This window comes from Sulfurifustis variabilis (assembly GCF_002355415.1).
In the GTDB taxonomy this organism is placed as follows: Bacteria; Pseudomonadota; Gammaproteobacteria; order Acidiferrobacterales; family Sulfurifustaceae; genus Sulfurifustis; species Sulfurifustis variabilis.
Genome location: NZ_AP014936.1, coordinates 3,671,926 through 3,698,555, shown reverse-complemented (window position 1 = coordinate 3,698,555; position 26,630 = coordinate 3,671,926). Strand labels below are relative to the sequence as shown.

General features: G+C 68.3%; 30 protein-coding genes and 1 other RNA gene. 14 read left to right on the top strand and 17 right to left on the bottom strand.

Annotation, left to right across the window (positions count from 1 at the left end):
- Positions 1-118: 118 nt before the first annotated feature.
- From SVA_RS17975 to SVA_RS17950, 6 genes are all read left to right on the top strand, one after another.
- On the top strand, positions 119-982 hold the full coding sequence (locus tag SVA_RS17975; protein WP_096462519.1) for a L,D-transpeptidase family protein: 864 nt from the start codon (positions 119-121) through the stop codon (positions 980-982).
- Positions 983-1,391: 409 nt separating this feature from the next.
- Positions 1,392-1,814: a nucleoside diphosphate kinase regulator gene (rnk, locus tag SVA_RS17970; protein WP_096462518.1), complete on the top strand. Its 423-nt coding sequence runs from the start codon at positions 1,392-1,394 to the stop codon at positions 1,812-1,814.
- Entirely contained in the window at positions 1,811-2,548 is a 738-nt protein-coding gene (locus SVA_RS17965) for a Crp/Fnr family transcriptional regulator (protein WP_169924174.1), read from the top strand. The genes rnk and SVA_RS17965 overlap by 4 nt, the downstream gene beginning before the upstream one ends.
- A 46-nt stretch (positions 2,549-2,594) precedes the next feature.
- Positions 2,595-3,086, top strand: a complete 492-nt coding sequence (locus SVA_RS17960) for a DsrE family protein (protein ID WP_096462516.1) — start codon at positions 2,595-2,597, stop codon at positions 3,084-3,086.
- 135 nt (positions 3,087-3,221) lie between these two features.
- Complete coding sequence (locus tag SVA_RS17955; protein ID WP_096462515.1) at positions 3,222-3,614, top strand: TusE/DsrC/DsvC family sulfur relay protein; 393 nt, start codon at positions 3,222-3,224, stop codon at positions 3,612-3,614.
- 54 nt (positions 3,615-3,668) lie between these two features.
- Positions 3,669-4,151 (top strand): hypothetical protein, encoded by a 483-nt coding sequence (locus SVA_RS17950; RefSeq protein ID WP_096462514.1) that lies wholly within the window; start codon positions 3,669-3,671, stop codon positions 4,149-4,151.
- Between the two features lie 39 nt (positions 4,152-4,190).
- Here SVA_RS17950 and SVA_RS17945 read toward each other — a convergent pair whose 3' ends face one another.
- A complete protein-coding gene (locus tag SVA_RS17945) occupies positions 4,191-5,480 on the bottom strand; it encodes a hemolysin family protein (protein ID WP_096462513.1) in 1,290 nt (429 codons plus the stop codon).
- A gap of 148 nt (positions 5,481-5,628) precedes the next feature.
- Here SVA_RS17945 and SVA_RS17940 point away from each other — a divergent pair, with 148 nt between their 5' ends.
- Positions 5,629-6,819 (top strand): NAD(P)/FAD-dependent oxidoreductase, encoded by a 1,191-nt coding sequence (locus tag SVA_RS17940; protein ID WP_096462512.1) that lies wholly within the window; start codon positions 5,629-5,631, stop codon positions 6,817-6,819.
- Positions 6,820-6,886: 67 nt separating this feature from the next.
- Here the strand turns inward: SVA_RS17940 and SVA_RS17935 are convergent, their stop codons facing one another.
- The 6 genes from SVA_RS17935 to mddA all read right to left on the bottom strand — a co-directional run bounded on the left by SVA_RS17935 (position 6,887) and on the right by mddA (position 10,366).
- Positions 6,887-7,738 (bottom strand): DMT family transporter, encoded by an 852-nt coding sequence (locus SVA_RS17935; protein WP_096462511.1) that lies wholly within the window; start codon positions 7,736-7,738, stop codon positions 6,887-6,889.
- Positions 7,739-7,838: 100 nt separating this feature from the next.
- Positions 7,839-8,258 (bottom strand): hypothetical protein, encoded by a 420-nt coding sequence (locus SVA_RS17930; protein WP_096462510.1) that lies wholly within the window; start codon positions 8,256-8,258, stop codon positions 7,839-7,841.
- 16 nt (positions 8,259-8,274) lie between these two features.
- Positions 8,275-9,063 (bottom strand): methyltransferase domain-containing protein, encoded by a 789-nt coding sequence (locus tag SVA_RS17925; RefSeq protein ID WP_096462509.1) that lies wholly within the window; start codon positions 9,061-9,063, stop codon positions 8,275-8,277.
- Positions 9,064-9,120: 57 nt separating this feature from the next.
- Positions 9,121-9,354 (bottom strand): hypothetical protein, encoded by a 234-nt coding sequence (locus SVA_RS17920; protein WP_096462508.1) that lies wholly within the window; start codon positions 9,352-9,354, stop codon positions 9,121-9,123.
- A 46-nt stretch (positions 9,355-9,400) separates the two neighbouring features.
- Positions 9,401-9,547: a hypothetical protein gene (locus SVA_RS19900; RefSeq protein ID WP_169924173.1), complete on the bottom strand. Its 147-nt coding sequence runs from the start codon at positions 9,545-9,547 to the stop codon at positions 9,401-9,403.
- Positions 9,548-9,598: 51 nt separating this feature from the next.
- Complete coding sequence (gene mddA / locus SVA_RS17915; protein WP_096462507.1) at positions 9,599-10,366, bottom strand: methanethiol S-methyltransferase; 768 nt, start codon at positions 10,364-10,366, stop codon at positions 9,599-9,601.
- A 167-nt stretch (positions 10,367-10,533) separates the two neighbouring features.
- Between mddA and SVA_RS17910 the strand changes: the two genes are divergently transcribed.
- Both SVA_RS17910 and SVA_RS17905 read left to right on the top strand, forming a co-directional pair.
- Positions 10,534-11,250, top strand: coding sequence for a response regulator (locus tag SVA_RS17910; protein WP_096462506.1), 717 nt, complete (start codon positions 10,534-10,536; stop codon positions 11,248-11,250).
- 129 nt (positions 11,251-11,379) lie between these two features.
- Entirely contained in the window at positions 11,380-14,892 is a 3,513-nt protein-coding gene (locus SVA_RS17905; RefSeq protein ID WP_169924172.1) for a PAS domain-containing hybrid sensor histidine kinase/response regulator, read from the top strand.
- Positions 14,893-14,911: 19 nt separating this feature from the next.
- Here SVA_RS17905 and SVA_RS17900 read toward each other — a convergent pair whose 3' ends face one another.
- From SVA_RS17900 to SVA_RS17865, 7 genes are all read right to left on the bottom strand, one after another.
- A complete protein-coding gene (locus SVA_RS17900; RefSeq protein WP_096462504.1) occupies positions 14,912-15,502 on the bottom strand; it encodes a peptidylprolyl isomerase in 591 nt (196 codons plus the stop codon).
- A 50-nt stretch (positions 15,503-15,552) separates the two neighbouring features.
- On the bottom strand, positions 15,553-16,014 hold the full coding sequence (locus SVA_RS17895; RefSeq protein ID WP_096462503.1) for an EVE domain-containing protein: 462 nt from the start codon (positions 16,012-16,014) through the stop codon (positions 15,553-15,555).
- A gap of 132 nt (positions 16,015-16,146) precedes the next feature.
- Positions 16,147-16,926 (bottom strand): TIGR00282 family metallophosphoesterase, encoded by a 780-nt coding sequence (locus tag SVA_RS17890; protein WP_096462502.1) that lies wholly within the window; start codon positions 16,924-16,926, stop codon positions 16,147-16,149.
- A gap of 24 nt (positions 16,927-16,950) precedes the next feature.
- Positions 16,951-17,589 carry a 5-formyltetrahydrofolate cyclo-ligase gene (locus SVA_RS17885; protein WP_197703284.1) on the bottom strand — a complete coding sequence of 213 codons (639 nt, stop codon included), beginning with the start codon at positions 17,587-17,589 and terminating at the stop codon, positions 16,951-16,953.
- Positions 17,590-17,894: 305 nt separating this feature from the next.
- A non-coding RNA gene (gene ssrS, locus SVA_RS17875) (6S RNA) lies at positions 17,895-18,079 on the bottom strand.
- 16 nt (positions 18,080-18,095) lie between these two features.
- Complete coding sequence (locus tag SVA_RS17870; protein WP_096462499.1) at positions 18,096-18,407, bottom strand: cell division protein ZapA; 312 nt, start codon at positions 18,405-18,407, stop codon at positions 18,096-18,098.
- Complete coding sequence (locus SVA_RS17865) at positions 18,407-18,613, bottom strand: TIGR02449 family protein (RefSeq protein ID WP_096462498.1); 207 nt, start codon at positions 18,611-18,613, stop codon at positions 18,407-18,409. Before SVA_RS17865 ends, SVA_RS17870 begins: the two co-directional genes overlap by 1 nt.
- A gap of 228 nt (positions 18,614-18,841) precedes the next feature.
- Between SVA_RS17865 and SVA_RS17860 the strand changes: the two genes are divergently transcribed.
- Entirely contained in the window at positions 18,842-19,414 is a 573-nt protein-coding gene (locus tag SVA_RS17860) for a UPF0149 family protein (RefSeq protein WP_169924171.1), read from the top strand.
- 12 nt (positions 19,415-19,426) lie between these two features.
- Here SVA_RS17860 and SVA_RS17855 read toward each other — a convergent pair whose 3' ends face one another.
- Both SVA_RS17855 and SVA_RS17850 read right to left on the bottom strand, forming a co-directional pair.
- Positions 19,427-20,392: a PA2778 family cysteine peptidase gene (locus SVA_RS17855; RefSeq protein ID WP_096462496.1), complete on the bottom strand. Its 966-nt coding sequence runs from the start codon at positions 20,390-20,392 to the stop codon at positions 19,427-19,429.
- A 15-nt stretch (positions 20,393-20,407) separates the two neighbouring features.
- Entirely contained in the window at positions 20,408-20,854 is a 447-nt protein-coding gene (locus tag SVA_RS17850) for a PA2779 family protein (RefSeq protein WP_197703283.1), read from the bottom strand.
- A 154-nt stretch (positions 20,855-21,008) separates the two neighbouring features.
- Between SVA_RS17850 and pepP the strand changes: the two genes are divergently transcribed.
- From pepP to SVA_RS17830, 4 genes are all read left to right on the top strand, one after another.
- On the top strand, positions 21,009-22,349 hold the full coding sequence (pepP, locus tag SVA_RS17845) for a Xaa-Pro aminopeptidase (RefSeq protein ID WP_096462494.1): 1,341 nt from the start codon (positions 21,009-21,011) through the stop codon (positions 22,347-22,349).
- 98 nt (positions 22,350-22,447) lie between these two features.
- Entirely contained in the window at positions 22,448-23,692 is a 1,245-nt protein-coding gene (gene ubiH, locus SVA_RS17840) for a 2-octaprenyl-6-methoxyphenyl hydroxylase (protein ID WP_096462493.1), read from the top strand.
- Complete coding sequence (locus SVA_RS17835) at positions 23,679-24,902, top strand: UbiH/UbiF/VisC/COQ6 family ubiquinone biosynthesis hydroxylase (RefSeq protein ID WP_096462492.1); 1,224 nt, start codon at positions 23,679-23,681, stop codon at positions 24,900-24,902. Before ubiH ends, SVA_RS17835 begins: the two co-directional genes overlap by 14 nt.
- Positions 24,899-25,540: a class I SAM-dependent methyltransferase gene (locus tag SVA_RS17830; protein WP_197703282.1), complete on the top strand. Its 642-nt coding sequence runs from the start codon at positions 24,899-24,901 to the stop codon at positions 25,538-25,540. Before SVA_RS17835 ends, SVA_RS17830 begins: the two co-directional genes overlap by 4 nt.
- Here SVA_RS17830 and SVA_RS17825 read toward each other — a convergent pair.
- Positions 25,537-26,457 (bottom strand): phosphate/phosphite/phosphonate ABC transporter substrate-binding protein, encoded by a 921-nt coding sequence (locus SVA_RS17825; RefSeq protein ID WP_169924170.1) that lies wholly within the window; start codon positions 26,455-26,457, stop codon positions 25,537-25,539. The genes SVA_RS17830 and SVA_RS17825 overlap by 4 nt on opposite strands.
- Positions 26,458-26,630: the final 173 nt, after the last annotated feature.

Genomic DNA, 26,630 nt, shown 5'->3' with positions numbered 1-26,630 from the left:
GTAACGAGGGATTTCGCGCGCGTGTGGTCTTAGCGCAACCCCGTATCGGAAGCGCAACGGTTCGGTGGCAGAATCGGGAGCGGGCAGGACGCTTCGCCTCGCGCGGAATGGAGTCTTTATGCGATCCCTCGGAGGGCTACTCGTACCCGTACTTTGGCTGTGCACCGGCCAGGTCGCCGCGGCCGCCTTTCCGCTTTGGCCGGACACACAGGTCGTCGGCGAGATCAGGCACGTCAAGGCCCACGGAGAGGAGACACTGCCGGACATCGCCCTCCGATTCGGTATCGGGGCGGACGAACTCGAGCGACTGAACGCCGGCGTCGACCCACGGCGGCCCGATCCCGGCACGTGGATCACGCTTCCCACGCAGTTCGTACTGCCGGACGGGCCGCGCGAGGGCGCGGTCATCAACGTCGCGGAGAGGCGTCTCTACTATTACGTCGGGTCGTTGCTCGGGCGCGGGGCCGAGGTGATGACGTTTCCGATCGCGCTCGGCAGGAGAGACTGGACGCGCATGCTGGGGTCCACCCGGGTCGAAGCGAGGCTCGCGGAAAGCGTATCGCCGGTGGCGGCGGCGAGGGGGACTTCTCTCACCGGCCGGGCGGGCCCGCGCGAAGACTTGGCCCTGCGTCTGGGCATTTCCGGCTGTCTGATCGAGCCGATCGGCGCCCCCGAGCCGAGCGGGGGTGCAAACGCGGCATGTATCGGCCTGCAACCGGAAGACCTTCACCTGCTGTACGAAGAAGCGCGCGAGGGCACGCCGGTTCGGATCATCGATCAGCCCCACAAGGCCGGCTGGCGCGACGGAGTGCTCTACCTCGAGAGCCACCCGTCCTTCACGGGTGACGAACGGGGCAGCATCACGCCCGCGGTGCGGGCCGTCATCCGCGCAACGCGCGAGCGAAGGCCGGCGATCGAGTGGGACATCGTGCGCCGCGCGGCCGAAGAGGCGAGTGGCGTTCCCGTGCGCATCTCCCGCTGACGACCGACCGCGCGAGACATCTCCGGCCAATCGGGTCCACGGGGCGTCGGTCGGCCGGTGCTGACATCTCGGGCGCGTTTGCCCCGGCTGCTTGAACTACTTATTATGAATCCGGCTCCCCGACCTGACGGGTTTCCAGCGAAAGTCGAAAGGCGAAGGTCGATGGTCGCTGCAGCGCATCGTCTGATTTGCACCCGCGCGCCCGCCCGCGCCGCGCCGGGGCTGCGGGCGGCGGATACGCCAGTCCCGCAGCCGGTTCGCACCCGAGGTTCCGACCCCGTCACGCATTCCTGAGGGGGTCTTCGCCCCCGGGCGACCCCCTATCCGATTTCCTGGCGAGCCCGTCGCCCGCCTTTCCTCCGACCCGGCGGTCGCCGCCGATTTCTACTAAAAGTAATAGGAGAGCAGCATGGAAACCGTCGCTCACGAGATTTATGTTTCAGGACTCGACCTCGCACGCCTGCAGCAGCTCATCGTCAACGCCCGGCGGGATTCGGACATGGATGCGGATTATCTCGATCGGCTCGAGGCCAAGCTCGAGCGCGCCGAGCGGGTGGAAACGCGGGCGGTGCCCCCGGACATCGTCACGATGAACTCGAAGGTCGAGCTGCGCGACGAGGAGGTCGGGTCGGTCCACGCCTATACGCTCGTGTTCCCGGAAAACGCCGATCCCGCGAACGACAGGATTTCGGTGCTCGCGCCCCTGGGCGCGGCGCTGCTCGGGGCGCGCGTGCATGAGCGTATCGTCTGGCGGGTCCCGACGGGCGAGAAGCAGATGCGGGTCGAGAAGATCCTCTACCAGCCCGAGGCGGCGGGGGACTACCACCTGTGACCCGCGAGGCGACCGCGCGCGTCCGACGGGAAGAGGCCGAAGCGCCGTCGGTACTTTCGCTCGCGCTGACGCCCGACGCCTGGAAGCAGGAGTTCGCGGGGCTCCGTATCCGCGATCTGGAGGACGGCGCGCCGATATACCGTCGCGGCGACGACGTCGATTGCATCTACGTGGTCGAGAGCGGGTACGTGCGCCTCGCCGCGCCCGGCGTGCGGGGGCGCGAGATCACCTCGGCCATCCTCGGCGCGCGTCACGTCTTCGGCCCCGGCCTCGACGGCGCCGCCCGCGCGGGCGAATCGGCCTTCGCGAAGGGCCCCGCGCGCGTGTACCGGGTGCCGGGAGCCGAGTTTCGCCGTGCGATCGCGCTCGGTGCACCGTTCGCGACCCGCTCGCTGCGGGTCGTGCGCGCTCGCCGGCAAGTGCTCGCGCGCCGCATCGAGAACCTGGCGCCGCTCCCGGCGCCGCAGCGGGTGCTCGCCACTCTCGCCGAGCTTCTGGTGCACCACGGCGCGCCGTGCGGGCACGGCGAGGCGATGCACCTCCGCCTGAGCGCGCGGGAGCTCGCGGATCTGTCCGGGGCGATCCTCCCGCAGGTGCGGATGACGCTCGGCGCCTTGCGCCGACGCGGGTTCGTACGGTGCACGCACGACTTCATCTGTGTCAGCAAGCTCCACGTGCTTCTGAGGCTGCTCCGCCGGCGGAAGCTCACGTCGCCGAACCGCCCGATCGGCTGAGCCGGTCCGGGCTGTTCCTCGATTACTAAGGCTTGGGGTGTCGCCCATGCGTTTACTCGCCACGCTGCTCGCCGTCTGGCTCGCGCTGGCCGCTGTCCCGTCGTCGGGGGACTCCGGTCCCGCCTCCGCTTCTCCGTGGGGCACGGCACGGGTGGAGGAAACCCGGTACCCGCCCCGGAAGGTGATCTACGATGTGGTCTCCCGCGATCCCGCGGTGCTCGCGAATGTCCTGGATCGCGCGAGCTTCGTGAGCACGCTGTACGGCGCCGATCCTTTCGACGGCGCGATCGTGCTCGTCGTGCACGGCGACGCCATCGAGCTTTTCGCCAACCGGAATCACGCCCGCCATCGGGAGCTCATGGCGCGCGCGCAGAGCCTCTCGGTCGGCGGGATCATCCGGTTCCGCCTCTGCCGCGCCGCCGCCCGGATGCGCGGGTACGGCGCCGAAGACGTGCACGGCTTTCTCACCCTGGTACCGATGGCCGACGCCGAGATCATCCGGCTCCAGACCGACGAAGGCTATGCCTACATGCGCTGAGCGGGCTCACGAGCCTCCGCTCGCGACCGTTTCTGACCGGGATCAAGTTTTCCCTTGAGACGCGTCAACGTTTTCCGGGTGTCCGACGCCTATCGTCCTTTCCCGGGACGGCATTCAAGGCCGGGGGCGCTTGCCATGATTCCGCAACACACGTTGCCGAAGTTCGATGACGACGGGCTGCTCGCTCAGCCGAACGCGTGGAACGAGGCGATGGCGCGCGCGATCGCCCGCGTCGACGGCGTGGGCGAGCTGACGCCCGAGCACTGGGCCGTCATTCGGTGGCTGCGGGCCGATCACAGGGTCGCGGGAAGCGTGCTGGCGGTTCGACTGCTCTCCGTCTGCGGCGAGGACGAGCAGCGCGCCATCTGCCGGTTGTTCCGTTCTTTTCTCGGGGCCTGGCGCGTTTCCGGTCTCCCCAGTCCCGGAAGACGGCTGTGCGGGCTTCTCTGGCTCGGCGCGCGCGCATCCGAAACGTACCGGCATCCGCCTGCCGTTCCCCATTACCCGCCCGCGGGGCGCTTGAGTTGAGTCAAGGATGACGGCCGCGAGGCCTGCGAAAGTGCCGCGGCTAATCGATCGGGAGTGGCGGCACGCGCGGTGAACTATCAGCTCTGGAAACTGCTTTCGTCCGACCTGGCACTCGGCCTGCTCGTGCTGGCCGTCGCGCTGCTCGCCGGCGGCGCCTATGCCCTGGTGGTATGGCTGCGCCGTAAGGGGAGCTGGCTCGTGAACCTCGTCGGGGTCGTGGTCGCGATCTACGCGGGCGGTCTCGCCTGGTGGCACTTCATGACGCTCGTGGACTGCGGCCGGCCGGTGCCGCGGCTGGACGCGGAGCTGCGTCGGCTCCAGGACGATCTCAACGGCGTCACGGCGCCGGGCGGCGGAACCGTGGAACTGTGCTCGAACCGGCTCGTTCTCCACGTCCGGGTGCGCAACGAAACTGACTCACGGCAACAGGACGCGCTGCTGCGTGAAGTACGTCTGCGCAGGCAAGGCAGTCTCAAGACCACGGTCGTGAGCTATTACGGCGCGGACGGGGTCGGGACGCGCGAAGAGCGCTTTTGACGGCGGTCCTCCGGCCGGCGCTCCCGCCGCTCGGGGTCCTCAGGCGCTCCGGCGGCTGCTGCCGATGAGCACACGATCGATGCGCCGTCCGTCCATGTCGATGATCTCCATGCGCCAGCCCTCCCACTCGAAATGCTCGCCGATCCGGGGAAGATGGCCGAGCTGCGCGAGCACGAAGCCCGCGAGCGTCTCGTAGTCGGCCGACTCCTCGTCGGGCAGACGGGCGACGCCGAGGAGCTCCTTCAGCTCCTCGGTCGACAGCATTCCGTCGACCAGCCAGGAGCCGTCCGCGCGCTGGGCGATTCTCGGCTCGGGGGCCTCGCCCTCGATCGGCAGCCCGCCGACGATGGCCTCCAGGACGTCGTGCAGCGTCACCAGACCCCGCACCTCGCCGGTCGCGCTCGTCACCAGGGCGATGTGCAGCGGGGACTTCTTGAAGATCTCGAGAAGGCGCAGCGGCGAGGCGTCGAGTCCGACCCGGACCACGGGCCGGCAGACGGCGGCGAGATCGAGCTGTCCGTCGGCCAGGATGTGGCCCAGCAAGTCCTTCGTCTGGACGATCCCGATCGCGCGGTCGAGCTCGCCCCGCGCGAGCGGCAGGCGCGAATAGCGCAGCCCGGCAAGCCGGCGCCGATTCACCTCGGGCGGATCGTCGGCATCGAGCCACTCGATCTCGGAGCGCGGGGTCATGACGAGCTCAATCGGCATGTCGGCGAGCCGGATGACGTTGCGCAGCAGGTCGCGCTCGGTGCGCAGGAACACCCCGGAGCGGGCGCCCTCCTCGATCAGCGTCTTGATCTCCTCCTCGGTGATCGCCGGCTCGGGCAGCGTGCGCACGCGCAGGAGCCGCAGGACCCCGTCGACGGAGAGGCTGAGCACGCGCACGAGGGGATACGCGATGCGCGACAGCAACCTCATGGGCGCGGCGATCACGCGCGCCACGCGCTCGGGGCGCAGCAGACCCAGGCGCTTCGGGACCAGCTCGCCGATCACCAGCGAAGCGTACGTGATGCCCGCCACGACGATGCCGAGCGCGATCCCGTCGCTGTACCTGGTCAGCGCCGGAAAACGCCGGAGCCATTCCGCGATATCGTCCGCGATCGCCGCCTCGCCGATCGCACCGGCGAGGATGCCGATGAGCGTGATCCCGATCTGGATCGTCGAAAGAAAAACGTTCGGCGAGTTGTGCAGCTCCAGGGCGATCGCGGTGGCGCGATCGTGCCGCGCCAGCCGGCGCAGCCGGGCCGGCCGCGACGAGACGACGGCGATCTCGGACATGGCGAAAGCGCCGTTCAGAAGGATCAGGGACAGGATAACCAGAATTTCCATGCGCGCTCCCCGGACAGGAAGCGGCTACTTTAGCCGGCCGCACCCTTGGCCCAAACTACCCGCGAGGCCAGGGTCTATCGGAGCAACTCCGGCTGGGTTCGGACGGGTTCATCGAGTAAAGTGCCGGGGTCACAGCGGGGAAACGGGCATGGAGCGCTACCAGTACATCATCGTCGGGGGCGGCATGACGGCGGACGCCGCCGCGAAAGGGATACGCGAGGTCGACCCGCAGGGAACGATTGCGATCTTCGCCGCCGAAAGGCATCCCCCCTATAACCGGCCGCCGCTGACCAAGGGACTGTGGAAGGGCAAAGCGGTCGAGACCGTGTGGCGCGGTACGGCGGAGACGGGCGCCACGCTCCGGCTCGATCGCACGATCGCGGCGATCGACCCCGAACGCAAGGTCGTGCAGGACCGGGACGGGGAGACGCACGGTTACGAGAAGCTCTTGCTCGCCACAGGAGGCGCGCCGAGGCGCCTGCCCGGCGCCGGCGAAGGCGTCATCTATTTCCGCACCCTGGACGACTACCTCGCGCTGCGCGACGCCGCGGGGCAGCGCGACGAGTTCGCCGTGATCGGCGGGGGATTCATCGGCTCGGAGATCGCGGCCGCGCTCGCCATGAACGGCAAGCGGGTCACGCTCGTCTTTCCGGACGCCGGCATCGGCGGCCGGGTTTACCCGGGGCGGCTGTCGCAGTTCGTCAACGACTACTATCGGGCCCGCGGCGTGACCGTTCTTTCGGGCGAGAGCGTTCGGGACGTCCGTCAGCCCCGACCCGGCCGCTTCGTCGTGAGCCTCGAAAGCGGCCGGACGGTGGAGGCCGACGGCGTGGTCGCCGGGCTCGGCATCGAGCCGAACGTCGGCCTCGCCGAGGCGGCGGGCCTCAAGGTGGGCAACGGGGTCGAGGTGGACGAGTACTGCCGCACGTCGAGCCCGGACATCCACGCGGCCGGCGACGTCGCGAGCTTTCACAACGCGGCGCTCGGCGTGCGGCTGCGCGTCGAGCACCAGGACAACGCCGATACGATGGGCCGGACGGCGGGGCGCAACATGGCCGGAGCCGGCGAGCGCTACGATCATCTGCCGTTCTTCTATTCGGACCTGTTCGACCTCGGTTACGAGGCGGTCGGCGAAACGGACTCGCGCTACGACATCGTCGAGGACTGGAAGGATCCGTTCCGCAAGGGCGTCGTCTACTATCTGCGCGACGGGCGCGTGCGCGGCGTGCTGTTGTGGAACACCTGGGGCCAGGTCGACGCGGCCCGGCGCCTCATCGCCTCCGGCGAGAGCATCGAGACGACGACGCAGCTCAAGGGGCGGATTAAAGACCAAGGTTGAACGTTGAGTTGAATTGTGGAGCGCGCGCAGCGCGCGTGTCATCGGTTCAAAATTCAACATTAAGGACTCAACATCGCTTCTTACCGCGCTGGCTGAGCACGAGCGCGATCCCGCCGAGCGTCGCCACCGTCGACACGAGCAGCCGCAACGTAATCGCCTCCGAGAGCAGCAGGACGCCGCCGAACGCCGCGATCACCGGCACGGAGAGCTGCACGGTGGCCGCGCGCGTTGCGCTCAAGCCGCCGAGCGCCGCGTACCAGATCACGTAGCCGAGCCCCGATGCAAGGGCCCCGGAGGCGACGGCGAGCGCGGCGCCGCCGGCCGTCAGGTCGAAGTCCGCGATGAACACCACGCTGACCAGCAGCGCGAGCGGCGCCGCCCGCGCGAAGTTCCCCGCCGTCGCCCCCAATGGATCGCTCGTGCCCCGACCGCGCAACGAGTACACGCCCCAGGCCACACCGGCCACCGCCATGAGCCCGGCCCCGAGCGGCGAGGGCGCGGCGACTCCCGGCAAGACGAGGTAGACGAGCCCCGCGACCGCCAGCGCGAGGCCGAGCCAGGAGAGCGGCCGGAACCGCTCGCCCGCGCGCAGACCGACCGCGAACATCGTGAGCTGCACCGCGCCGAACAGGATCAGCGCTCCGGTGCCGGCGGTCAGGTAGAGATAGGCGAACGAGAAGAGCACCGCGTACAGGAAGAGCATCGCGGCGGCCGTCCAGTCGCCGCCGGCGCGATATCGCCCCCGCATCCCGCCCACGATCAGCGCGAGGGCCGCGGCGCCGGAGGCGAGCCGCAGGCTGGTGAAGCTGGCGGGGTCGATCGCCGGGTTCGCGAGCGCGAGACGGCAGAGGATCGAGTTCGTCGCGAAGGCGATCATCGCCGCGGTCGTGAGCAGGGCGGTTCGCAACGCAGCAGGCATCGGGGCCGGTCCCCGCGGGAGTGAGCCGGTCCCGATGTTACCGGGGGTCGATGTCGATGTATGCATCGGAAATCGCGCGCCGGAGGTTGCGGTCCCCCGATCAGCGCTCCGCCGGGCGTGCGTCGAGGAAGCTGCCGGAGACCGGGCGAGAGCAGAACGTCCTCCACATCAGGCGCCAGGTGAACGGCCGCGTCCGGTTCCACGGCATGAGGGAGACGATACGCGCGAGCGGGCAGTAATCGAACAGGAGCAGGGCGGTCGTGCCGATCAGCTGGATCCAGTTGACGATCAGGAACACGCCGCCGAGCTGCCCGATCGCGAGCAGCCCGAGGTAGGCGATCCGCACCTGCACCGGGAACGCCGACAGCCGGCCCTGACGGATCAGGTAGTGGAAGCTCTGGAACGCACCGAGACCGATCGCGACGAGCAGGGCCTGCGGCGCGATGCCGAACAGGCCGACCGCGAGCAGAATGTCGAGCGCCAGCCAGTACCAGTAGCCGATCTGACGAAAACGATTCATGGTTCAACCTCCGTTCTCAGGGTTTGTGCGCATGGAAGTTGACGCCCTGCACGCGCAGGTCTCTGGACACCTTGACTTCGGCGGAGGTGTTGCGAAAGCAGTCGAAGCGCTCCACGATGCGTCCGCCCACGAGCCCGGCCGCCGCGACGATCCCGTAGAGCTCGGGCTCGGGCAGTGCGCCCCCGATGCACGCGGCCCAGAGGTCCGGATTGCTGCGGGCCTCGAGCTTGAGCTCGCGCTGCACGACGACGTCCGCGAGGTGCAGGCGCCCGCCAGGCTTGAGCACCCGCGCGATTTCCTCGAGCACCCGCGTCTTGTCGGGCGCGAGGTTCACCACCCCGTTCGAGATCACGACGTCCACGCTCGCGTCCTCGACCGGCAGCGCCTCGTACACGCCGGCGCGTACGTCGACGATCCCGTCGAGCCCGGCCTCGCGCGCGGCGGTTCTGGCCTGGTGGCGCATGGCCGGTGTCATGTCCACACCGATCGCCCGGCCGGTGGGCCCCACGCGCCGTGCGGCGAGCAGGAGATCCGTGCCGGCGCCGCAGGCGTGGTCGAGCACCACCTCGCCCGGGCGGATCGGCCCGATGCGGTGCGGGTTGCCGACGCCCGCGAAGCGCGCGGTGGCGGACGCCGGCAACAGCGCGAGCTCGGCGCGGTCGTAGAGCAGGTACTGCGCGGCGTAGTCCGCGCCGCGGTGGAAGTGGAAGTCGCCGTGCGGATCGCGGGCGACACGATCATAGGTGGCGAGCACCTGCGCACGCAGGCGGTCGACGTCGAATCCGATGGGGCAGGTGGCGGCCATGAAGTCTCCTTGGAATGCTCTTGAGGGTCGAGACGCGGAAAGTGCGTCCGGTCGCGGCTACATCCCGATCAGCCGGGCCTCGAGACCGCGGCGGCGGACCCGCGCGAGTATCGCCTGCGCGTCGATGATGCGGGGGTCGTAGTCGACCAGCATCATGCGCTCGAGGCGTCTGCTCGGTTGAGCGCGCACCACGCCGACGAGGTTCGCGAGGGCGAGGCCCAGTTCGCGGATCTGAGCGCGATCGCGCGCCTCCACGAGATGAACGATGACGTTCGCGTTGATCTTGCTCATGACAATGCTCCTGTTTCCGGGTTGAAGGGGGGTCGGTTTCGTCGCCCTACCAGAGCCTGGCGACGACGAACGGGACGACGAGCCAGGCGAGACCCTTGATCAGGAAGAAGGCGAAACCCGCCGCGCCCGCGCGCCTGAGCCACTGCCCCGCGCTGCCGCTGGTCGTCCGGTTCGGTGTCTGGATGGCCTGCATGATCGCTGCTCCTCGAGTAGGGCCGCGCCGCGAGCGGCGTGGCCCGGTGAATCAGGCGGCGGTCGGTTTGGGCTGACCGATGCCGGGACGCCGGCGCGAAAGCCGGGGAATCAGCATCGGCACGCGGCGCCGATAGTCCGTGTACGACGCGCCGTGCTCGGCCGTCAGATCACGCTCCTCGAGACGTATCGCGACCAGGATGTAGGCGGTGGTCGCGACGGCGAAGAAGAGATGTGCCGCGGTCATGGTCGGCGTCGCCCAGAAGGCGAAGAACCAGCCGACATAGAGCGGATGGCGCACGAGCCTGTACGGCCCGGGCGTCACGAACGCGAGGCGCGTGTACGGCCTGCCGCGCAGGTACAGCCACACCTGGCGCAGACCGAACAGGTCGAAATGATTGATGATGAAGGTAGTGACGAGCACAAGGCCCCAGCCGAACGCGAACAGGCCATGGAGCACGGCGCGCCAGACGGGATCCTGCACGTCCCAGACCACGCCGCCGATCGGCTGCCAGAAGGCGAAGAGCGCGATCAGCGCCAGGCTCGACGCGAGCACATAAGTGCTGCGCTCGGCCGGCTCGGGGACGAAACGGGTGAGGAGCCGCTTGAAGGCCGGCCGCGCCATGACGCTGTGCTGCAGTGCGAAGACACCGAGCAGCAGCGCGTTGACGAGGAGCGCCTGCGCCAGCGGCGACGTCGGCGCCGAGTCGATCGACTTCGGCACGACGAAGCCGCCGACGAAGCCGATGGCGTACAGGAACGTGGCGAAAAACACGGCGTAGGCGACGGCGCCGTAGACGAACACACCGATTCTCTTCATGACGTCCTCCTGGGTGGTCGGTGGCGGGTCCGAACGACCCGCACGCCGCGAACTCTAGGCGCGGCGTGTATCGCGGCGATGTCGGAGAAACGCGACTTTGTTGTCGGTTTGTATCGACGTGTTGCTATAATCCGGTCGCTTCCCCTGCGCGAGCCCGCGGACCGATCATGAACAAAACCCGCGTTCTGATCGTCGACGACGAGCCCCAGATCCGCGAGATGCTCGCCGAGTACCTGAGCGGGCACGGGTACGAAGTCACGGCGGCGGACGGCGGCGAGGCGATGCGCACCGCGCTCGAACAGAGCGTCCCGGACGTGATTCTCCTCGACGTCAACATGCCCGGTGAGGACGGGGTCTCGCTCGCCCGCCACGTGCGCGAGCGGTTCGATCTTCCCATCATCATGGTGACGGCCGCCGACGAGGTCGTGGATCGGGTGGTCGGTCTCGAGGTCGGCGCCGACGACTACATCACGAAGCCCTTCGATCCGCGCGAGCTGCGCGCGCGCCTGAAGAGTGTGCTGCGGCGCTACCGGCGCGCCGCCGAGCCGGCCGCAGCGGCCGAGCCCGAGGGGGGCCGCGTGCGCTTCGGCCGTTGCCGCCTCGATCTGGAGGCGCGCCGGATGGTGGACGGCGACGGCAAGGAGGTGCCGCTCACCAGCATGGAATTCGACCTGCTCAGGGTGTTCGCCGAAAGGCCGAACCGCGTCCTGTCGCGCGATCAGCTCCTCACCCTCACGCGCAACCGCGGCTGGGACCCGTTCGACCGCAGCATCGACATCCAGATCGCGCGGCTGCGCAAGAAAATCGAGCCGGATCCCGATCACCCGCAGAGCATCAAGACCATCCGCGGCGCCGGATACATGTACGTCCCGGCCTCCGGCTGACCCGGCGTAAACCCGCCGTTTCAATTGTTTCCGGTTTGTAACCCCGGCTTTCCGCAGCCGCGGGCACGGTTAGACTATGGGCTGGACTCGTCCTCGGCGAACCCCACCGGAGCGAAGGCGATGCAGCCGATGACCCGTGACCACGGCGACCCTCGTGCGCTCCTCGAGAGCGCGACGGAGGCGACGTTCCTGCTTGCCGAAGGCATCGAGGACTGCAACGACAGGACGGTCGCCGTGCTCGGCCTCTCGCGGGAACGCCTGATCGGGCGCACGCTGCCCGAACTTTCCCCGTCGCGGCAGCCGGACGGCGGCGCTTCCGCGGAGCGATGGGCGCGGCGCGCGCAGGCCGCCGCGAGCGGGCTCGAGCAGTGCTTCGAGTGGCGCTTCGTCGGCGGCAACGGCGAGCCGCTCGACACACTGCTTTCGCTCGAGCCCGTCGAGTCCGACGGACGAGCCCTGCTGCTCGCACGCGTCCGCGATCTCACGCACCTGCGCCGCGCCGAGTCCGCGCTCGCCGAGAGCGAGACGCGCCTGCAGCAGATCCTGGACAACACCACCGCGCTCATCTACGTCAAGGACCGCGAAGGCCGGTTCCTGTTCGCGAACCGGCACTTCCTGCGCGTGTTCCGGCGCGGCGAGCAGGACGTCGTCGGTCGGACGGACGCCGACATCTTCCCGTCCGCGCAGGCCGCCGAGTACGCCGACAACGACCGGCTCGTGCTCGAGCGGAACGCCGCGATCGAGTTCGAGGAGAGCGCGATGCTCGACGGTGCCGAGCGCGCGTACCTCTCGATCAAGTTTCCGCTGTTCAACACGCAGGGTGAGGCCTACGCGGTCTGCGGGATTTCGACCGACATCACCGAGCGGAAGCGCACGGCCGAAGCCCTGCGCCACGCCGCGCTCGGCGTCTCCGGCGCGCGCGGCCGCGACGTGTTTCCGGCGCTGGCGCGCTACCTCGCGACCGCGCTCGGCGTCGACTTCGCGTTCATCGCGCTGCCGATCCCGGGGAAGCCAGGGCGGATGCGCACGCTCGCGCTGTACGTTCGGGGCGAGATCGCCGAGAGCACGGAGTACGACCTGGCCGGCAGCCCGTGCTCGCGGGTGGTCGGGCAGCAGTTCCGCTTCTTTGCGCGGGACACCTGCCGGATGTTCCCGGGCGACTCGATGCTGTCGCGCTACGCCATCGAGGGGTACGCGGCCATTCCGCTCTTCGATTCCCGCGGACGGCCGATGGGCCTGATGGGGGCGCTGCACGACCGGCCGCTCGCCGACGAGCGGCTGGCGGAGTCGATGCTGAAGATCTTCTCGGTCCGGGCCGCGGCGGAGCTGGAGCGCATGTACTCGGAGGCGAGCTACCGATCCATCTTCGAGGCCTCCGAGGACGCGATCTTCGTGCACGACTGGGACACCGGCGCGATCGTCGACGTCAACCCGAAGGCGTGCGCGGCCTACGGCTACAGCTACGACGAGATGCGCCGGATCAACGTCGGCGACCTGAGCTCGGGCGAGCCGCCGTACACGCTCGAGGAAGCCGGACGGCTGTTCGAGAAAGTGAAGCGGGGGGAACCGCAGCGGATCGAGTGGCACCGGCGTAACAAGGACGGCAGCCTGCACTGGGACGAGGTGTACATCCGCGCGGCGGAGATCGCCGGCGAGAATCGCATCGTCGCGTTCACGCGCGAGATCACCGAGCGCAAGCACGCCGAGGAGGCGCTGCGCGCGAGCGAGGAGCAGTACCGCGCGATCTTCAACTCTTCGGTCGACGGTCTCGGGCTGTGCGCGTTCGACGGGCGCGTGGTCGACGCGAACCCCGCGTTCTGCCGGTTGCACGGCTACACGCGCGAGGAGCTGCTCGCGACCGAGTCGTTCCAGTTCCTGCATCCCGACAGCCACATCCGCTGCTGGGCGTTCTTCGAGGCGGTCTCCCAGGGCCGTCCGATCAGCACCGAGGCCAAGGCGCAACGCAAGGACGGGACCACCTTCGACGCCGAGGTTCACGGCGTGCACGTGCAGTACCAGGGCCAGCCGCACCTGCTCATCATCACGCGCGACATCACCGAGCGGAAGGAGCGCGAGGAGGCGCTGCGCCGGAGCGAGAATCGGCTTCGCCAGAGCGAGGAGCGCTACCGGCTGCTGTTCGAGATGGAATCGGACGCGATCGTGCTGGTCGACGCCGAGACCTTCGAGCACCTCGACGTCAACCGCGCGGCGGTCGACCTCTACGGCTACACACGCGAGGAGCTGCTGCGGCTCAAGTCCACGGACCTCTCGGCGGAGAGCGAGAAGACGCAGGCGGCCATGCGCAGCGGCACGGGCTTCGTGCGCGTGCCGCTGCGCTACCACCGCAAGAAGGACGGCACCCTGTTCCCCGTCGAGATCACGGCCAACTTTTTCGAGCTGCACGGCCGCAAGATCATGCTGGCCGCCATTCGCGACATCACCGAGCGCAAGCGGGCGGAGGAGGCGCGGGCTCAGCTCGAGGCGCAGCTGCGCCAGGCGCAGAAGATGGAGGCGATCGGCCACCTCTCCGGCGGCATCGCCCACGACTTCAACAACATCCTCACGACCGTGATGGGCTACATCGCCATGGCGCAGGAGCGCCTGGCCCGCGCCCCCGACGATAAGCTGGAGCGCTACCTCGAGCGCGCGCTGCGCTCCGGCCGGCAGGCGCGCGATCTGATCCAGCAGCTGCTCACCTTCAGCCGCGGCCAGCGCGGTGCCCCGCGGCCGCTGGCGCTCGCGCCGCTCGTCAACGAATCGGTCAAGCTGCTGCGTTCGACGCTGCCGTCGAGCATCGAGTTCGAGACGGCGTTCGATTCCGCGCTCCCGGCCGTGCAGCTCGACCCGGTGCAGCTCGACCAGGTGCTCATGAACCTCTGTATCAACGCCCGCGACGCCATGGACGGCAGCGGCGTCCTGCACGTGGGGCTGCGGCGCGTGCGGCACGGTGCGGTTGTCTGTTCGTCGTGCCGTCAACAGGTCAGGGGCGACTTCGTCGAGCTGGCCGTCGGCGATACCGGCGCGGGCATCGCGCCCGAGGTGCTCGACCGCATGTTCGAGCCTTTCTTCACGACCAAGGAGCCGGGCAAGGGCAGCGGCATGGGGCTTTCCACCGTGCACGGCATCGTGCACGAGCACGGCGGCCACGTGGTGGTGGAGACGGCGCCGGGCGCCGGTGCCCGCTTCCGCGTGCTGTTCCGGGCCATGCCCGAAGCCGCGCAATCCGCCGCGACGCCGGGCGCCGCGGACACATCGGCCGCCTCGACCCGCCGGCTTCGGGGTCGCGCACTCGTCGTGGACGACGAGCCGGCAGTCGCCGAGTTCATGCAGGAGCTGCTCGAGAGCTGGGGTGTCGAAGTGACGGTGCGGAACAATCCCGTCGAAGCCCAGGCGCTCTTCGCCGAGCACCCCGATCGCTTCGATCTCGTGGTGACCGACCAGACGATGCCCAAGCTGACCGGCCTCGAGCTTGCCCGCGCGCTCTCGGCGCTGCGCCCGGGATTGCCGGTCCTGCTCTATACCGGCTACGCGGAGCGGCTGACCGAGGAGCAGACGAGGGCCGCGGGCGTCCGCGCCCTGGTGAGAAAACCGATCGACACGCGCCAGTTCTTCGTGCTGCTCGAGGAGTATCTCCGCGCGTGAGTCGACAGGTGCGTGCGCCTCACCTCGCGACGCGCTCCGCCTTGCGGATCACCACCGGTTCCCTGGGGACGTTCTCGAACGGGCCGAAGCGTCCGGTCGGCACCGACTCGATCTTCTTCACGACGTCCATGCCCCGCGTCACCTTGCCGAACACCGCATAGCCCCAGCCCTGCCTCGACTTGTCGCGGTGGTCGAGCGAGGGATTGTCCACGGTGTTGATGAAGAATTGCGCCGATGCCGAATGCGGCTCCATGGTGCGTGCCATGGCGACCGTCCCGGCGACGTTCCGGAGACCGTTGTCCGCCTCGTTCTGGATCGGCTCATCGGTCTTCTTCTGTTTCATTCCGGTCTCGAAGCCGCCGCCCTGGATCATGAATCCCGGGATCACGCGATGGAAGACGGTTCCGTCGTAGAAACCCCTGTCGACGTAACGCAGGAAGTTCGCGACCGAAACGGGGGCGCGCATGCCGTCCAGCTCGAGCTCGATCACTCCGGCGCTCGTCGTCAATCGCACCTTGGGGTGGGCTGCCGGACGGGCTTCCTCCGCGTGGCCGGCGAAGGGCAGGGCCGCAAGAGAGCACAGCACGGCAAGGCGCGCGAACAGCTTCATGGTTCGGTTTCTCCTCGAGAGATTGTCGTCGTTTCTTCCCGGGCGGTCTTCTAGGACAGCTCCATCTCGAGGATGGCTTTCCATTCCTCGGGGGTGACCGGCATGATCGACAGGCGGTTACCGCGAGCGAGCAGGCGCATTCGGGCGAGCGCGCGGTTCTCGCGCAGCTCCGCGAGTGGCACGAGGCGCTTGAGCTTTCGCTTGTAGCGCACGTCCACCATGTACCACACGGGCTTGTCCGGGCGGCTTCGGGCGTCCCGGTAGGCGCTCTTCGGGTCCCAGGCGCTGAAGTCGGGATAGGCCTCGCGCACGATCTCGACGACGCCGGCGACGCCCGGTTCGGGGCAGCTCGAATGGTAGAAGAAGGCGAGATCGCCCCGGCGCATGGCCTGCATGAAGTTGCGCGCCTGGAAGTTGCGCACGCCGTCCCAGTGCTCGGTTTTCCCCGGCCGCGCCTTCAGGTCGTCGATCGAGAAGACGTCGGGCTCGGACTTCATCAACCAGTACTGCATAATCGAAAACCAGTAATGAGTGCCAAGTTCCGAGCGATGCGTTGACGATGCGCGCTTCGCGCGTTCATGAACTTATCACCGATCGCCCTGCGCTTGTCACTCCTCGCGCATGCGCGGGCCGTCCCACGGCCTTTACTCGTCCAGACAGATGCGCCGGATCGTCCGGCTCCTTCCCGTGTTCTCGTCGATGTCGATGTAAACCGCGCACAGCGTCCCCTTGCCCTGGGCGGTTTCGAAGCGTTCGGGCAGCTTATGCATCAGGCGCTTGAGCGTCTTCTCGGTATCCATGCCGATGACCGAGTCGTAACACCCGCTCATGCCCACGTCCGTGATGTAGGCGGTGCCTCCGGGCAGCACGCGCTCGTCGGCGGTCGGGACATGCGTGTGTGTCCCCACGACGGCGCTCACGCGGCCATTCAGGTGCCAGGCCATGGCCCACTTCTCGCTCGTCGTTTCGGCGTGGAAGTCGACGAGCACCACTTTGACGCCCTCGGGCCTGGCGGCGAGCGCCTCATCGACCGCGCGAAACGGACAGTCGAGCGTGGGATGCATGTATACGGTACCCATGACATTGAGCACGCCGACCGCCCGTCCGCGCGCCTCGGCAACGTACCAGCCGCTTCCCGGCGTCCCGGGAGGATAGTTGTGCGGACGCAGCAGGCGCGGTTCGGTGAGGATGTACCCGAGCGCATCGCGCTTGTCCCACGCGTGGTTTCCGTTCGTGATCACATCGACGCCGAGCCCGAAGAGATCGCGAGCGACCTCACCCGTGATCCCGTAGCCGTTTGCCGCGTTTTCGCCGTTGGCGATGACGATGTCGAGCTTTAGCCGCTCGCGCAGTGCCGGGAGGTTGGCCGCGATCGCACGACGACCGGGCGCGCCCATGACGTCGCCAATGAAAAGAAGGTTCATGTGTGGTCGGTGTGAAAGTGGTGTTTACGAGCGGGCCGTGTAGACGCCTTCGTCGGTAACGACGCCGGCGAGCCGCACGTCCCAGGGATCGACCGGCAGCCGGTCGACGCGCTGAAAGTCATGCGCCAGCCCGATGACGTGCGGCTTCGTGAGCAGCGTGCGATACCGCAGAAAGGCGAGGCTCTTGTCGTAAAAGCCTCCGCCCATGCCGATGCGGTTGCCGCGCTCGTCGAACGCGACCAGTGGCAGGAGCACGAGATCGAGCTCCCCGGCGCGCACGAGCGCCGACGCCTTCACCACGGGTTCCGGGATGCCGAATCGGTTGGGGCGGAGCTCCATGCCGGGCGAGGCTTCCGCGAACCAGAGCCGATCGTGACGCAGGCGCGACAGCACCGGCAAGTACACTTTCTTCTTCATGCGCCACGCGCGCTCCAGAATGTCGCCCGGGTCGATCTCTCCGTCGTTCGGCAGATAAGCCGCGATCCGGCGGGACACGCGAAAGAGTCGCATGCGCGACAGATTTGCAGCGAGACGCGCGGACGCCCGCCGCTGCTCGGTCGCCGTCAACGCACGTCGCTTGGCGCGCAGCGCGCGGCGCAGGTCGGATTTCGGATCGGCGGAAGCCACGCTACGGGGAAGGGCGGGTGCGCGGTGCGCGCGCACAGGGCGGCTCAGCGCGGGGGAGGGTTGACGCAAATCGGTGTCGCGTCGCCGCTCGGGTATTCGTACATGCCTTCGGACGGCCGGTGCGTGCCGCGCGTGTCGGCTTTCGGGGAGACGACGGGTCCTACCACCAGGAAAGCGGAGGTGTCCCGATTCTCGCCCCGCGTCGGCGCCCGCTTGTCGCGCGGATCGTCCGAGCCGCTCGTCGCCTGCGCGGAAGCCGCCAGAACGAGTGAGAGAACGAACGTGCACCCGCGGATCGCCATCGTCGAATCAGGGCTTCGATCGAGGATCAAGGAAGAGAGGCGCCCTCCGCGCATGCCGTGCTGCACCGTTCACCTTGAACCGTACGGTTCAAGTGGGAGCCTTAGAGATGCCTTAGGCTTTCCGCTCACGAGGCGGACCTGCACACAGCACCTGCTTTCCGGCTCCCGAAGCAAGTTGATAGGTTCGAAGGATTGCTGGTACAGCACGCACACCGCAGGGGGCGCACACCAATAATATACCTATTGGGAAGGGTGCGCATCCCGCCGCAGCGCGGCATCGATTTTGCTTTGTAGAAACTTGAGCTTCTGGCTCATGCCTTCCGACAGGCCGCCGTGCGTGCGAAGCTCGACGAGCTCATGGGCGATATTCAGCGCCGCCATGATCGCCGTGCGTTCGGTTCCGATGACGCGGCCGCTTCCCTGGATCTCGCGCATCTTGCGGTCGAGGTAAGCGGCGGCTGCGATCAACGAGTCGCGCTCCGCAGGCGGACACGCGACCATGAATTCCTTGCCGAGGAGATTGACGACCACGCCGTCAGTGGATTCTTTCATCAGCCGCGCTCCAGCGCCTTGAGTCGGTCGATCATGGATTCGATGCGCTCACGCGCGATGCGCGTCTTCTCGACGAGCTTCGCATGCTCGGCGTCCAGTTCCTGTCGCTCGCTCTGGAGCGAGGCGTTCTCGCTCTTGAGGCGCTGACAGGCCTGGATCAACTGGTCAATGCGGCTTTCGAGCTGCTTGATGTCGTCGCTTTCCACACCGGCCCCGTTGATTGCGCGGTTTTTACAATATATGTCCGGGGCAAGAGGCGGTCAACGGCGGCCCGGCCCGCCGTGCTACACTGCCTTGCCGGTCTCGAACGTGCTGACGATTCACCCTCCATCCATCCGCCCGCAACCCCGTGTCGTCGTCCGAACGGCAGGGCGACGCAGCGCCGCGCCCGCCGGCCGATGCGGCCGGGAACGTTCCGCCCGAAGGGGTCCGCCGTGAGCACGGCCGAGCCGATCGGCCCGGACTACGCGCAACTGACGGAAGCCCTGTCATCCGCCGATGTCGACATGAGCGCAGCGGAGGCACACGGTTTGCTGACCGGCGCGATCGTCTCGCCGTCGCCGCCGGCGCCGGCGCGCCTCTTCTTCGGCACCGGCGACGGATTTTCCTCACCCGGAGGCCGGCAGCTGCTCGCCGCCCTCGAGGATGCGGCACGCGAAACCGAGTATCGGCTGCGCGGGATGGAGTTCGGTTTCGAGCCGATGCTGCCCGCCGAGGCAAGTCTCGACCAACGCGTCGAGGCGCTGGCCGATTGGTGTCGCGGCTTCATCTACGGCATCGCCGCGGGGGGCGTGCGGGATCCGGGCGCGCTCAATGGCGACGCGGGCGAATTCCTCGGCGACGCGCTCCAGATCAGCGAGGCAGAGACGAGCCCCGACGAGAGCGAGGAAGAGCAGGAGCGCGATCTCGCCGAGATCGTGGAGTACGTCCGTATCGGCGTGCAGCTGGTATACGAGGAGCTGCACGGAAGGCCGGACCCGCTGTCCACCGATCCCGGCCCGGAATGACGGGACGACGAGTCAGTCGGCGGCCGCATTCCCGGCGCGGCGACGGATCTCGCTGAGCGTGGCACGAAACGTTTCGGCGAGCGGTCCACCGAGGGCGACCGCACGGTTGGCCGCCGCCTCGGCGGCGGCGAAACGACCCTGATCGGCGAGGGTTTGGGCGAGGTTGTTGAAGGCCGCGCCCGCGTTCGGGTGCGCCTCGGTGACCTCCCGGTAGGCCCGCTCCGCGCCTTCCAGATCACCCGCCGCGTAGAGGCTGTTCCCGAGGCCCATTCGCGCAGCGAGGCTGAGCGGCCATCGTGCGAGGGCCGCACGGTACGCCCGCTCGGCTTCACGGTTGCGCCCGAGTCGCTCGAGCGCCGCGACTGACTGCAGATAGGACGTTTCCTCGGCGGTGCGCGGCAGTCGATCCGGGACGAGCGCGACCATCGCCCAGTGATTCCCCCGGCGCCAGGTGCGCTCGAATACCCCGAGCGGGACGACGTGCCGGCGTTCGAGCCCCGAGCGCAGGACGATCTCGGCACGGTCCACGTCATAGCCCACGACGACGGCGTAGTGCCATTTCGGGTACCAGGGGAGAGCGAGATTCTGCAGCACGAGGACCGGGTTCCCCGCCGCGACTTCGGCGAGCAGCGATTCGAGCCGGGGAGCGAGCACGTACGGCACCCGATCGTGGCGGCGGACGGCAGCCACGAGCTCGATCTGCAGACTGCCGCGGCGATCGGGCAGGTACACTTGCGGAACCAGTGCCTCGGCGGTCGTCTCCACGCCCGCCGCGGCGAGCACGGTCGCCAGCGCGGCCGGCCCGCACTGGTAGGCGTCCTGGGGAAAGAACGGAACGCGATCGAGCTCGACGCGCGGAGAGAGATCGGGCCGCTTCGCCACCAGTTCCGCCGTCATCGGCGTGGAGCAGCCGGCAATCCAGAGACAGAACAGCACAAGGCCGCCCGGCAATCGCCGGGCGGCCTTTCCGGAGCGCATTCTTCCTTCGCCCGTTCAGCGCCGCACGGGTTTCTTCACGAAGGGGAAGATGTCCGTGAAGCCGAGGATGTCGGTAATGAGCAGCACCACGAAGACGAAGACGAGCACGCCGAGCGCGTCGCCTCCCGCGGGCAACTCGTCCATCTTTCCGGCAAGCGCGTGCACCTCGGTATCGCTCAGGGCGTCGACGCGGGCGGCGACGTCCGTCGGGTTCACACCGGCAGCCGCGAGACGCCGCTTGACGTCCTCGCGATCCAGCAATCCCTTGACGCGTGCGCGATCCTCGTCTGCCTGTTGAGCGCTGACGATCGCGTCGGTCGTCACGATCGCCGCCTGTGCGGCGGGCACGTGTACCGAGAGGGCGAGAAGGCCGAGTACGACGAGGTGGCTCAACGGGCGGGATAGGCGACGAAGCGTGTCCATGAGCAAGGTCTCCGTGGTCCGGGGGCGTTTGCTGGTCATGGTTCTTTCCCCGGGTTGTCCAGCCTGGGAGTACCTCAGCCTTGCGCGCAGGCTGTGAACGCGGGCGGCGGAAGCGAATCGATTATAACAGCGGCTCCCCCGCCCTCCAGCGGGGTCGCTCCCGCATTCGGCTTTGCGGCATAATGTCACGACCATGGATTTGAGAGTTTTCGAACGTCGTCGCAAGGAGCTCATGAATCACATGAGCGAGGGCGTGGCCATTCTGCCGACGGCGCCCGTACGCAACCGCAACCGGGACGTGGACTATCCGTTCCGCCCGGACAGCGACTTCTATTACCTCACGCACTTTCCGGAGCCCGAGGCGGTCGCGGTGCTGGTGCCGGGACGCGAGCACGGCGAGTACATCCTTTTCTGCCGGGAAAAGAACCCCGAGAAGGAGATCTGGGAGGGCCGCCGCGCCGGTCTCGAGGGCGCGCGCTCGCTCTACGGGGCCGACGACGCATTCCCGATCGCCGACATCGACGAGATACTGCCCGGTCTGCTCGAGAACCGCGAGAAGGTTTTCTACTCGATCGGCCGGTACGCGGAATTCGACGCCCGCATGATGCGCTGGGTCAACGAGGTGCGCGGCAAGGCGCGCACCGGCGTGCACGCGCCGGGGGAGTTCGTCGATCTGAACCACATCCTGCACGAAATGCGCCTCATCAAGGATGCGGAGGAGATCCGGCTGATGCGGCGTGCGGCGAAGATCTCGGCCGCGGCGCATCGGCGCGCCATGCACTCGTGCCGCCCGGGTCTGCATGAGTACGAGATCGAGGCGGAGCTTCTGTACGAGTTCCGCAGGGGCGGGTCGGAATTCCCGGCGTATCCGCCGATCGTAGGGGGCGGTGCGAACGGCTGCATTCTGCACTACACCGAGAACGGTGCGGAGCTGCGCGATGGCGAGCTGCTCCTGATCGACGCCGGCGCCGAGCTCGACGGATATGCCGCGGACATCACGCGCACCTTTCCGGTGAATGGACGCTACAGCGGAGAGCAGCGCGCGATCTACGAGATCGTGCTTGCGGCGCAGCGGGCAGCGATTGACCAGGTGAAGCCGGGTCGACACTGGAACGAGCCGCACGACAACGCGGTGCGCATCCTCACCCAGGGGCTCAAGGACCTCGGTCTTCTGAGCGGCGACGTGGACGCGCATATCGAGAAGGGCGACTACAAGCGCTTCTACATGCACCGCACCGGGCATTGGCTCGGCATGGACGTTCACGACGTCGGTGATTACAAGGTCGAGGACGCCTGGCGCCTGCTCGAGCCCGGCATGGTGCTTACGGTGGAGCCCGGGCTATACATCGCGGAGGGTTCGGACATTCCGGAGCGATTCTGGAATACCGGCATCCGCATCGAGGACGACGTGCTCGTGACGCGGGAGGGCAACGAGGTGCTTTCACGCGACGCGCCCAAATCGGTCGACGAGATCGAGGCGCTCATGCGCGAAGGCGCCGCGCGCGGCCGCGCGCAGGTCTCGGTCGGACGCTGAGGCGCGAGCGCGGCTCTCGCGGTGAGGGGGACTGTCGACTCGCGAGCCGCCGGCTCACCGTGGATCATTCACCGCCGCAACCGCTTCGTTCCCGGAAAGTGAGATCCGATTTCGACATCCTGATCGTGGGCGGCGGGCTCGTCGGCGCCAGCCTGGCCTGCGCGCTTCGCGGCGGGCCGTACTCGATCGGCGTGGTCGAGGCCGTTCCCCTCGCCTCCGCGATGCAGCCGAGCTACGACGACCGGCATCTCGCGCTCGCCTTTGGTTCGCGCCGCATTTTCGAGGGCATAGGGGTCTGGATCGCCATCGAACCGCGCGTCTCGCCCATACGACGCATCCATATCTCGGACCGTGGCCGCTTTGGCGTCGCCCGACTGGAGGCGCGGGAGGCGGGCCTTCCTGCGCTGGGTTACGTCGTCACCGCCCGCGAGTTGGGCGCGGCGCTGCTCGCGGTGCTCGAGCGCGAGCCCGCCATCGAGCTGCGTTGCCCGGCCCGCGTCGAGGCGATCGCGTTCGAGGCGTCCGGGGCCCGGGTCACGATACGCCGGAACGAACAGACCGAGATCCTGTCGGCGCGGCTCGTGGTGGCGGCGGACGGGGCGGACTCGCCCGTCCGCGAGATGGCGGGTATCGCGGCGCGGCGCATCGAGTACGGGCAGACCGCCGTCGTCAGCAACGTCGCTCCCGGGCTGCCGCATCGCGATACCGCTTACGAGCGCTTCACCGACTCCGGCCCACTCGCCGTTCTGCCCGCGGGACCGGACCGCTGCGCGGTCGTGTGGAGCGCGCGCACCGAAGAAGCGAGCGAGATACTGGCGTGGGACGACGACACCTTCCGCGCCGCCCTGCAGGAGCGGTTCGGGCAGCGGCTCGGACCGTTCGGTCGAATCGGCGCGCGTCGGGCCTACCCGCTCGCGCTCACGCGAGTCGACGAGCACGTGCGGTCTCGCCTCGCGCTCATCGGCAACGCGGCCCACACGGTGCACCCCGTCGCGGGCCAGGGCTTCAACCTGGGCCTGCGCGACGTCGCCGCGCTCGCCGAGTTGCTGCTCGAGGCGCACGTTTCCGGCCGGGATCCGGGCGAGCTGGCGCTCCTCGAGCGCTACGCCGCATGGCGGCGCCGAGACAACCGGGTCACGGCCGGGTTCACGCACTCGCTTATCCGGCTTTTCTCCAACGATTACCTTCCGATCGCGCTCGCGCGCAACGCCGCGCTGGTGGCGATCGATCTCCTGCCGGCGATCAAACGCAGGCTCATCCGCGTGACGAGCGGGCAATCGGGGCGGCTCCCGCGTCTCGCGCTGGGCCTACCGCTTACCGGGGCGGACGATGGCGGGCGCTAGCGCCGAATACGATGTCGTCATCGTCGGCGGCGGCATGGTCGGGGCGACACTCGCGTGCACGCTGGGCGGCTCCCTGCTTAAGGTGGCGGTGCTCGAACGGCAGGCGCCGGGTACGCCGCCCGGGGACGACTACGACTTGCGCGTGAGCGCGATCACGCTCGCCTCGCGCACGCTCTTCGAGTCGATCGGCGCCTGGCCCGGCATCGAGCGCAGGCGCGTCAGCTGCGTGCGCGAGATGCGGGTTTGGGATGCGGGCGGCAGCGGCGAGATCCACTTCGCGGCGGCGGAAATGGGCGAGGACTGCCTCGCCCATATCGTCGAGAATTCCGTGATCGTGGCCGCGCTCCAGGAACGTCTTGCCCGGTTCACGAACGTGCACGTCGTGGCCGGAGAAGTTGCCGCCGTGGTTCCGAGCCGGCCGGCGGAGGTGCAGCTGCTGGACGGTCGGCGGCTCGCGACGCGCCTGCTCGTCGGCGCGGACGGGGCAGGCTCCCTGGTCCGCCTGGCGGCGGGCATCGATTCGCAGGCGCTTCCCATGCGCCAGAAAGGCATCGTCGCGACCGTGCGGACCGGGCGCCCACACGGGCAAACGGCCTGGCAGCGGTTTCTGCCGACCGGACCGCTCGCGTTCCTGCCTCTGCCCGATCCGCACGCCTGCTCGATCGTCTGGTCGGCGGACGACGAGCGCGCCGACGAGCTGCTCGCGCTGGATGACGACGCCTTTGTCAGCGAGCTTGCCGCGGCGTTCGGCGACCGTCTCGGCGAGCTGCGCAGCGCCAGCCGGCGTGTCGCCTTTCCGCTGGCGCTGTCACACGCGAAGCGCTACGTCGAGGAGGGGCTGGCCCTCGTCGGCGACGCGGCGCACACGGTCCATCCCCTGGCCGGACAAGGAGTGAACCTCGGGCTGCTCGACGCGGCGGCGCTGGCGGAGGTGGTGCTCGACGCGGAAAGCTCGCACAAGGACATCGGCGCCTTCCACGTGCTGCGCCGGTACGAGCGCTGGCGCAAGGGCGAGAACCTCACGATGATGGCCGTGACCGGCGGCTTCCGCTATCTCTTCGGCAACGCCTGGCCGGGGGTGACCACGCTGCGCAATCTTGGCCTTTCGTTCGCCGACGGCGCCTCGCCGCTCAAGCGTTTCATCATGCGGCGCGCGGCGGGCCTCGATGGCGATCTTCCGCGCCTGGCGCGGCGCGGCGTCGCATCGTGAGCTTCTGGGACCGGCGCTACGACGTCGCCGACTACGTCTACGGGACGGACCCGAACGCCTTCCTCGCCTCGCAACGACACCGACTGCATCCGGGGATGAAAGCCCTCGCGGTCGCCGATGGCGAGGGCCGCAACGGCGTCTGGCTCGCCGCATTGGGGCTCGATGTGCTCGCGGTCGATGGCTCGCCGGTGGCGATCGAAAAGGCGCGCCGGCTCGCCGCGGCGCGCGGCGTCGCGTTGCGCTTCGAAGTCGCGAACCTGCTGGATTGGGCGTGGCCCAGCGCGGCGTACGACGTGCTCGTCGCGATCTTCATCCATTTCATGCCGCCGGACCGCGCGCGCATGCATGCGGCGATGGCACGGGCGCTGAAACCGGGCGGGCTGCTCATCATGGAGTGCTTCACGCCCGGACAGCTCGAGTACGGCACCGGCGGGCCCCCGGTGCGGGAGATGCTCTACACCGGGGAGATGCTGCGCGAAGACTTTCGCGGGATGGATATCCTCGGTCTCGAGGAGACCGTCACGGAGCTGCGCGAGGGCCTCTTTCACCGGGGCCCGGCCGCCGTGGCGCGGCTCGTTTTGCAAAAAAAAGCCGCCGGGATGAACCCGGCGGCGTCTACGGGGGGGTGCTCGGTCTAGTAGTAGTAGAGGCTGTCCTTGAGCAGCCGGCCCAGCCCTGCGTACTCCTCGGCTCTTGCGGGGACGAAGTCCTTGCCGGCATAGACGGAGCGCAGCTTCGCCGTCGCCGACTTGCCTTCCTGCGAGAGCAGCGCCTGCTGAATCTTGCTCCGCATCTCGGGCGTAATGCGCGGACCGGCCGAGAAGGCCTGGTTCGGCATCGCGCGGTGGCGGTAGAGGATCTTCGCCATGCCCTTGTCGTTCTTTTCGAAGTTCTTGATCGGGACGACGGTGCCCGCGCATTTCCCTTCGATCATCGCCCTGTAGTTGTTGTCCCAGCCCTTGACCTGCTGGATGACCGGCTGACGCGCCGGGTTGTCGAACTGAGACAGCATCGTCAGGGTGCCGAGATTGGGCGGCGCATGGGCGCAGACCTTGCGGCCGGCGAGTTGCTTCAGCTCCGTGATCTGCGCGTTGTCCTTGCGGGTGATCACGACGAACACGAAGTCCTCCGGCAGCTTCACGAGGGGAGTATGGCTCATCTTGTCCATGCGCCAGCCGTTGAACGCCGGACCATCGAAGACCAGGTCATAGACGCCGTTGGTCATGTCCCTGCTGTAGCTCAGCCAGTTGTCGGAATACTTGTAAACGAAACGCTTGCCGGTGATCTTGCTCAGGTACTCCGTGATCGGCTGGTAGGTCGCCACTTCCTCCTCGTAGCTCCCGCGCGGCGGTGCGCTGAACACGAAGTCCCCGCCCTCGGTCATCGCGGCCGCAGGGGCCTTCTCCATGACCTTGTCGAGCGGACTGTCCGGGGGAATGAACGCGACTTTGGTGGCGCCGGCGGCGCGCGGCCCGCTGTCCGCCACGCTGCCGAGAGCCGAGGAAAGCAGGCCGAAGCCGAGCAGCAACCGGAAGAAAACACGAGGACGTTCCATCGTTACCTCCCTGTCTTGAAGATTCCGTTTTTGCGGCATCCAGGAGCCGCACCCACCACCGAGTGGCAATAACTGAACGTAGCCGCGCCTTTGAATTTGTCCAGCGCCCGCCGGGACGGCCGATGGACGGTCGTGCTTAAATCCCCGGACGGCATCGAACGGCCGAATCGACG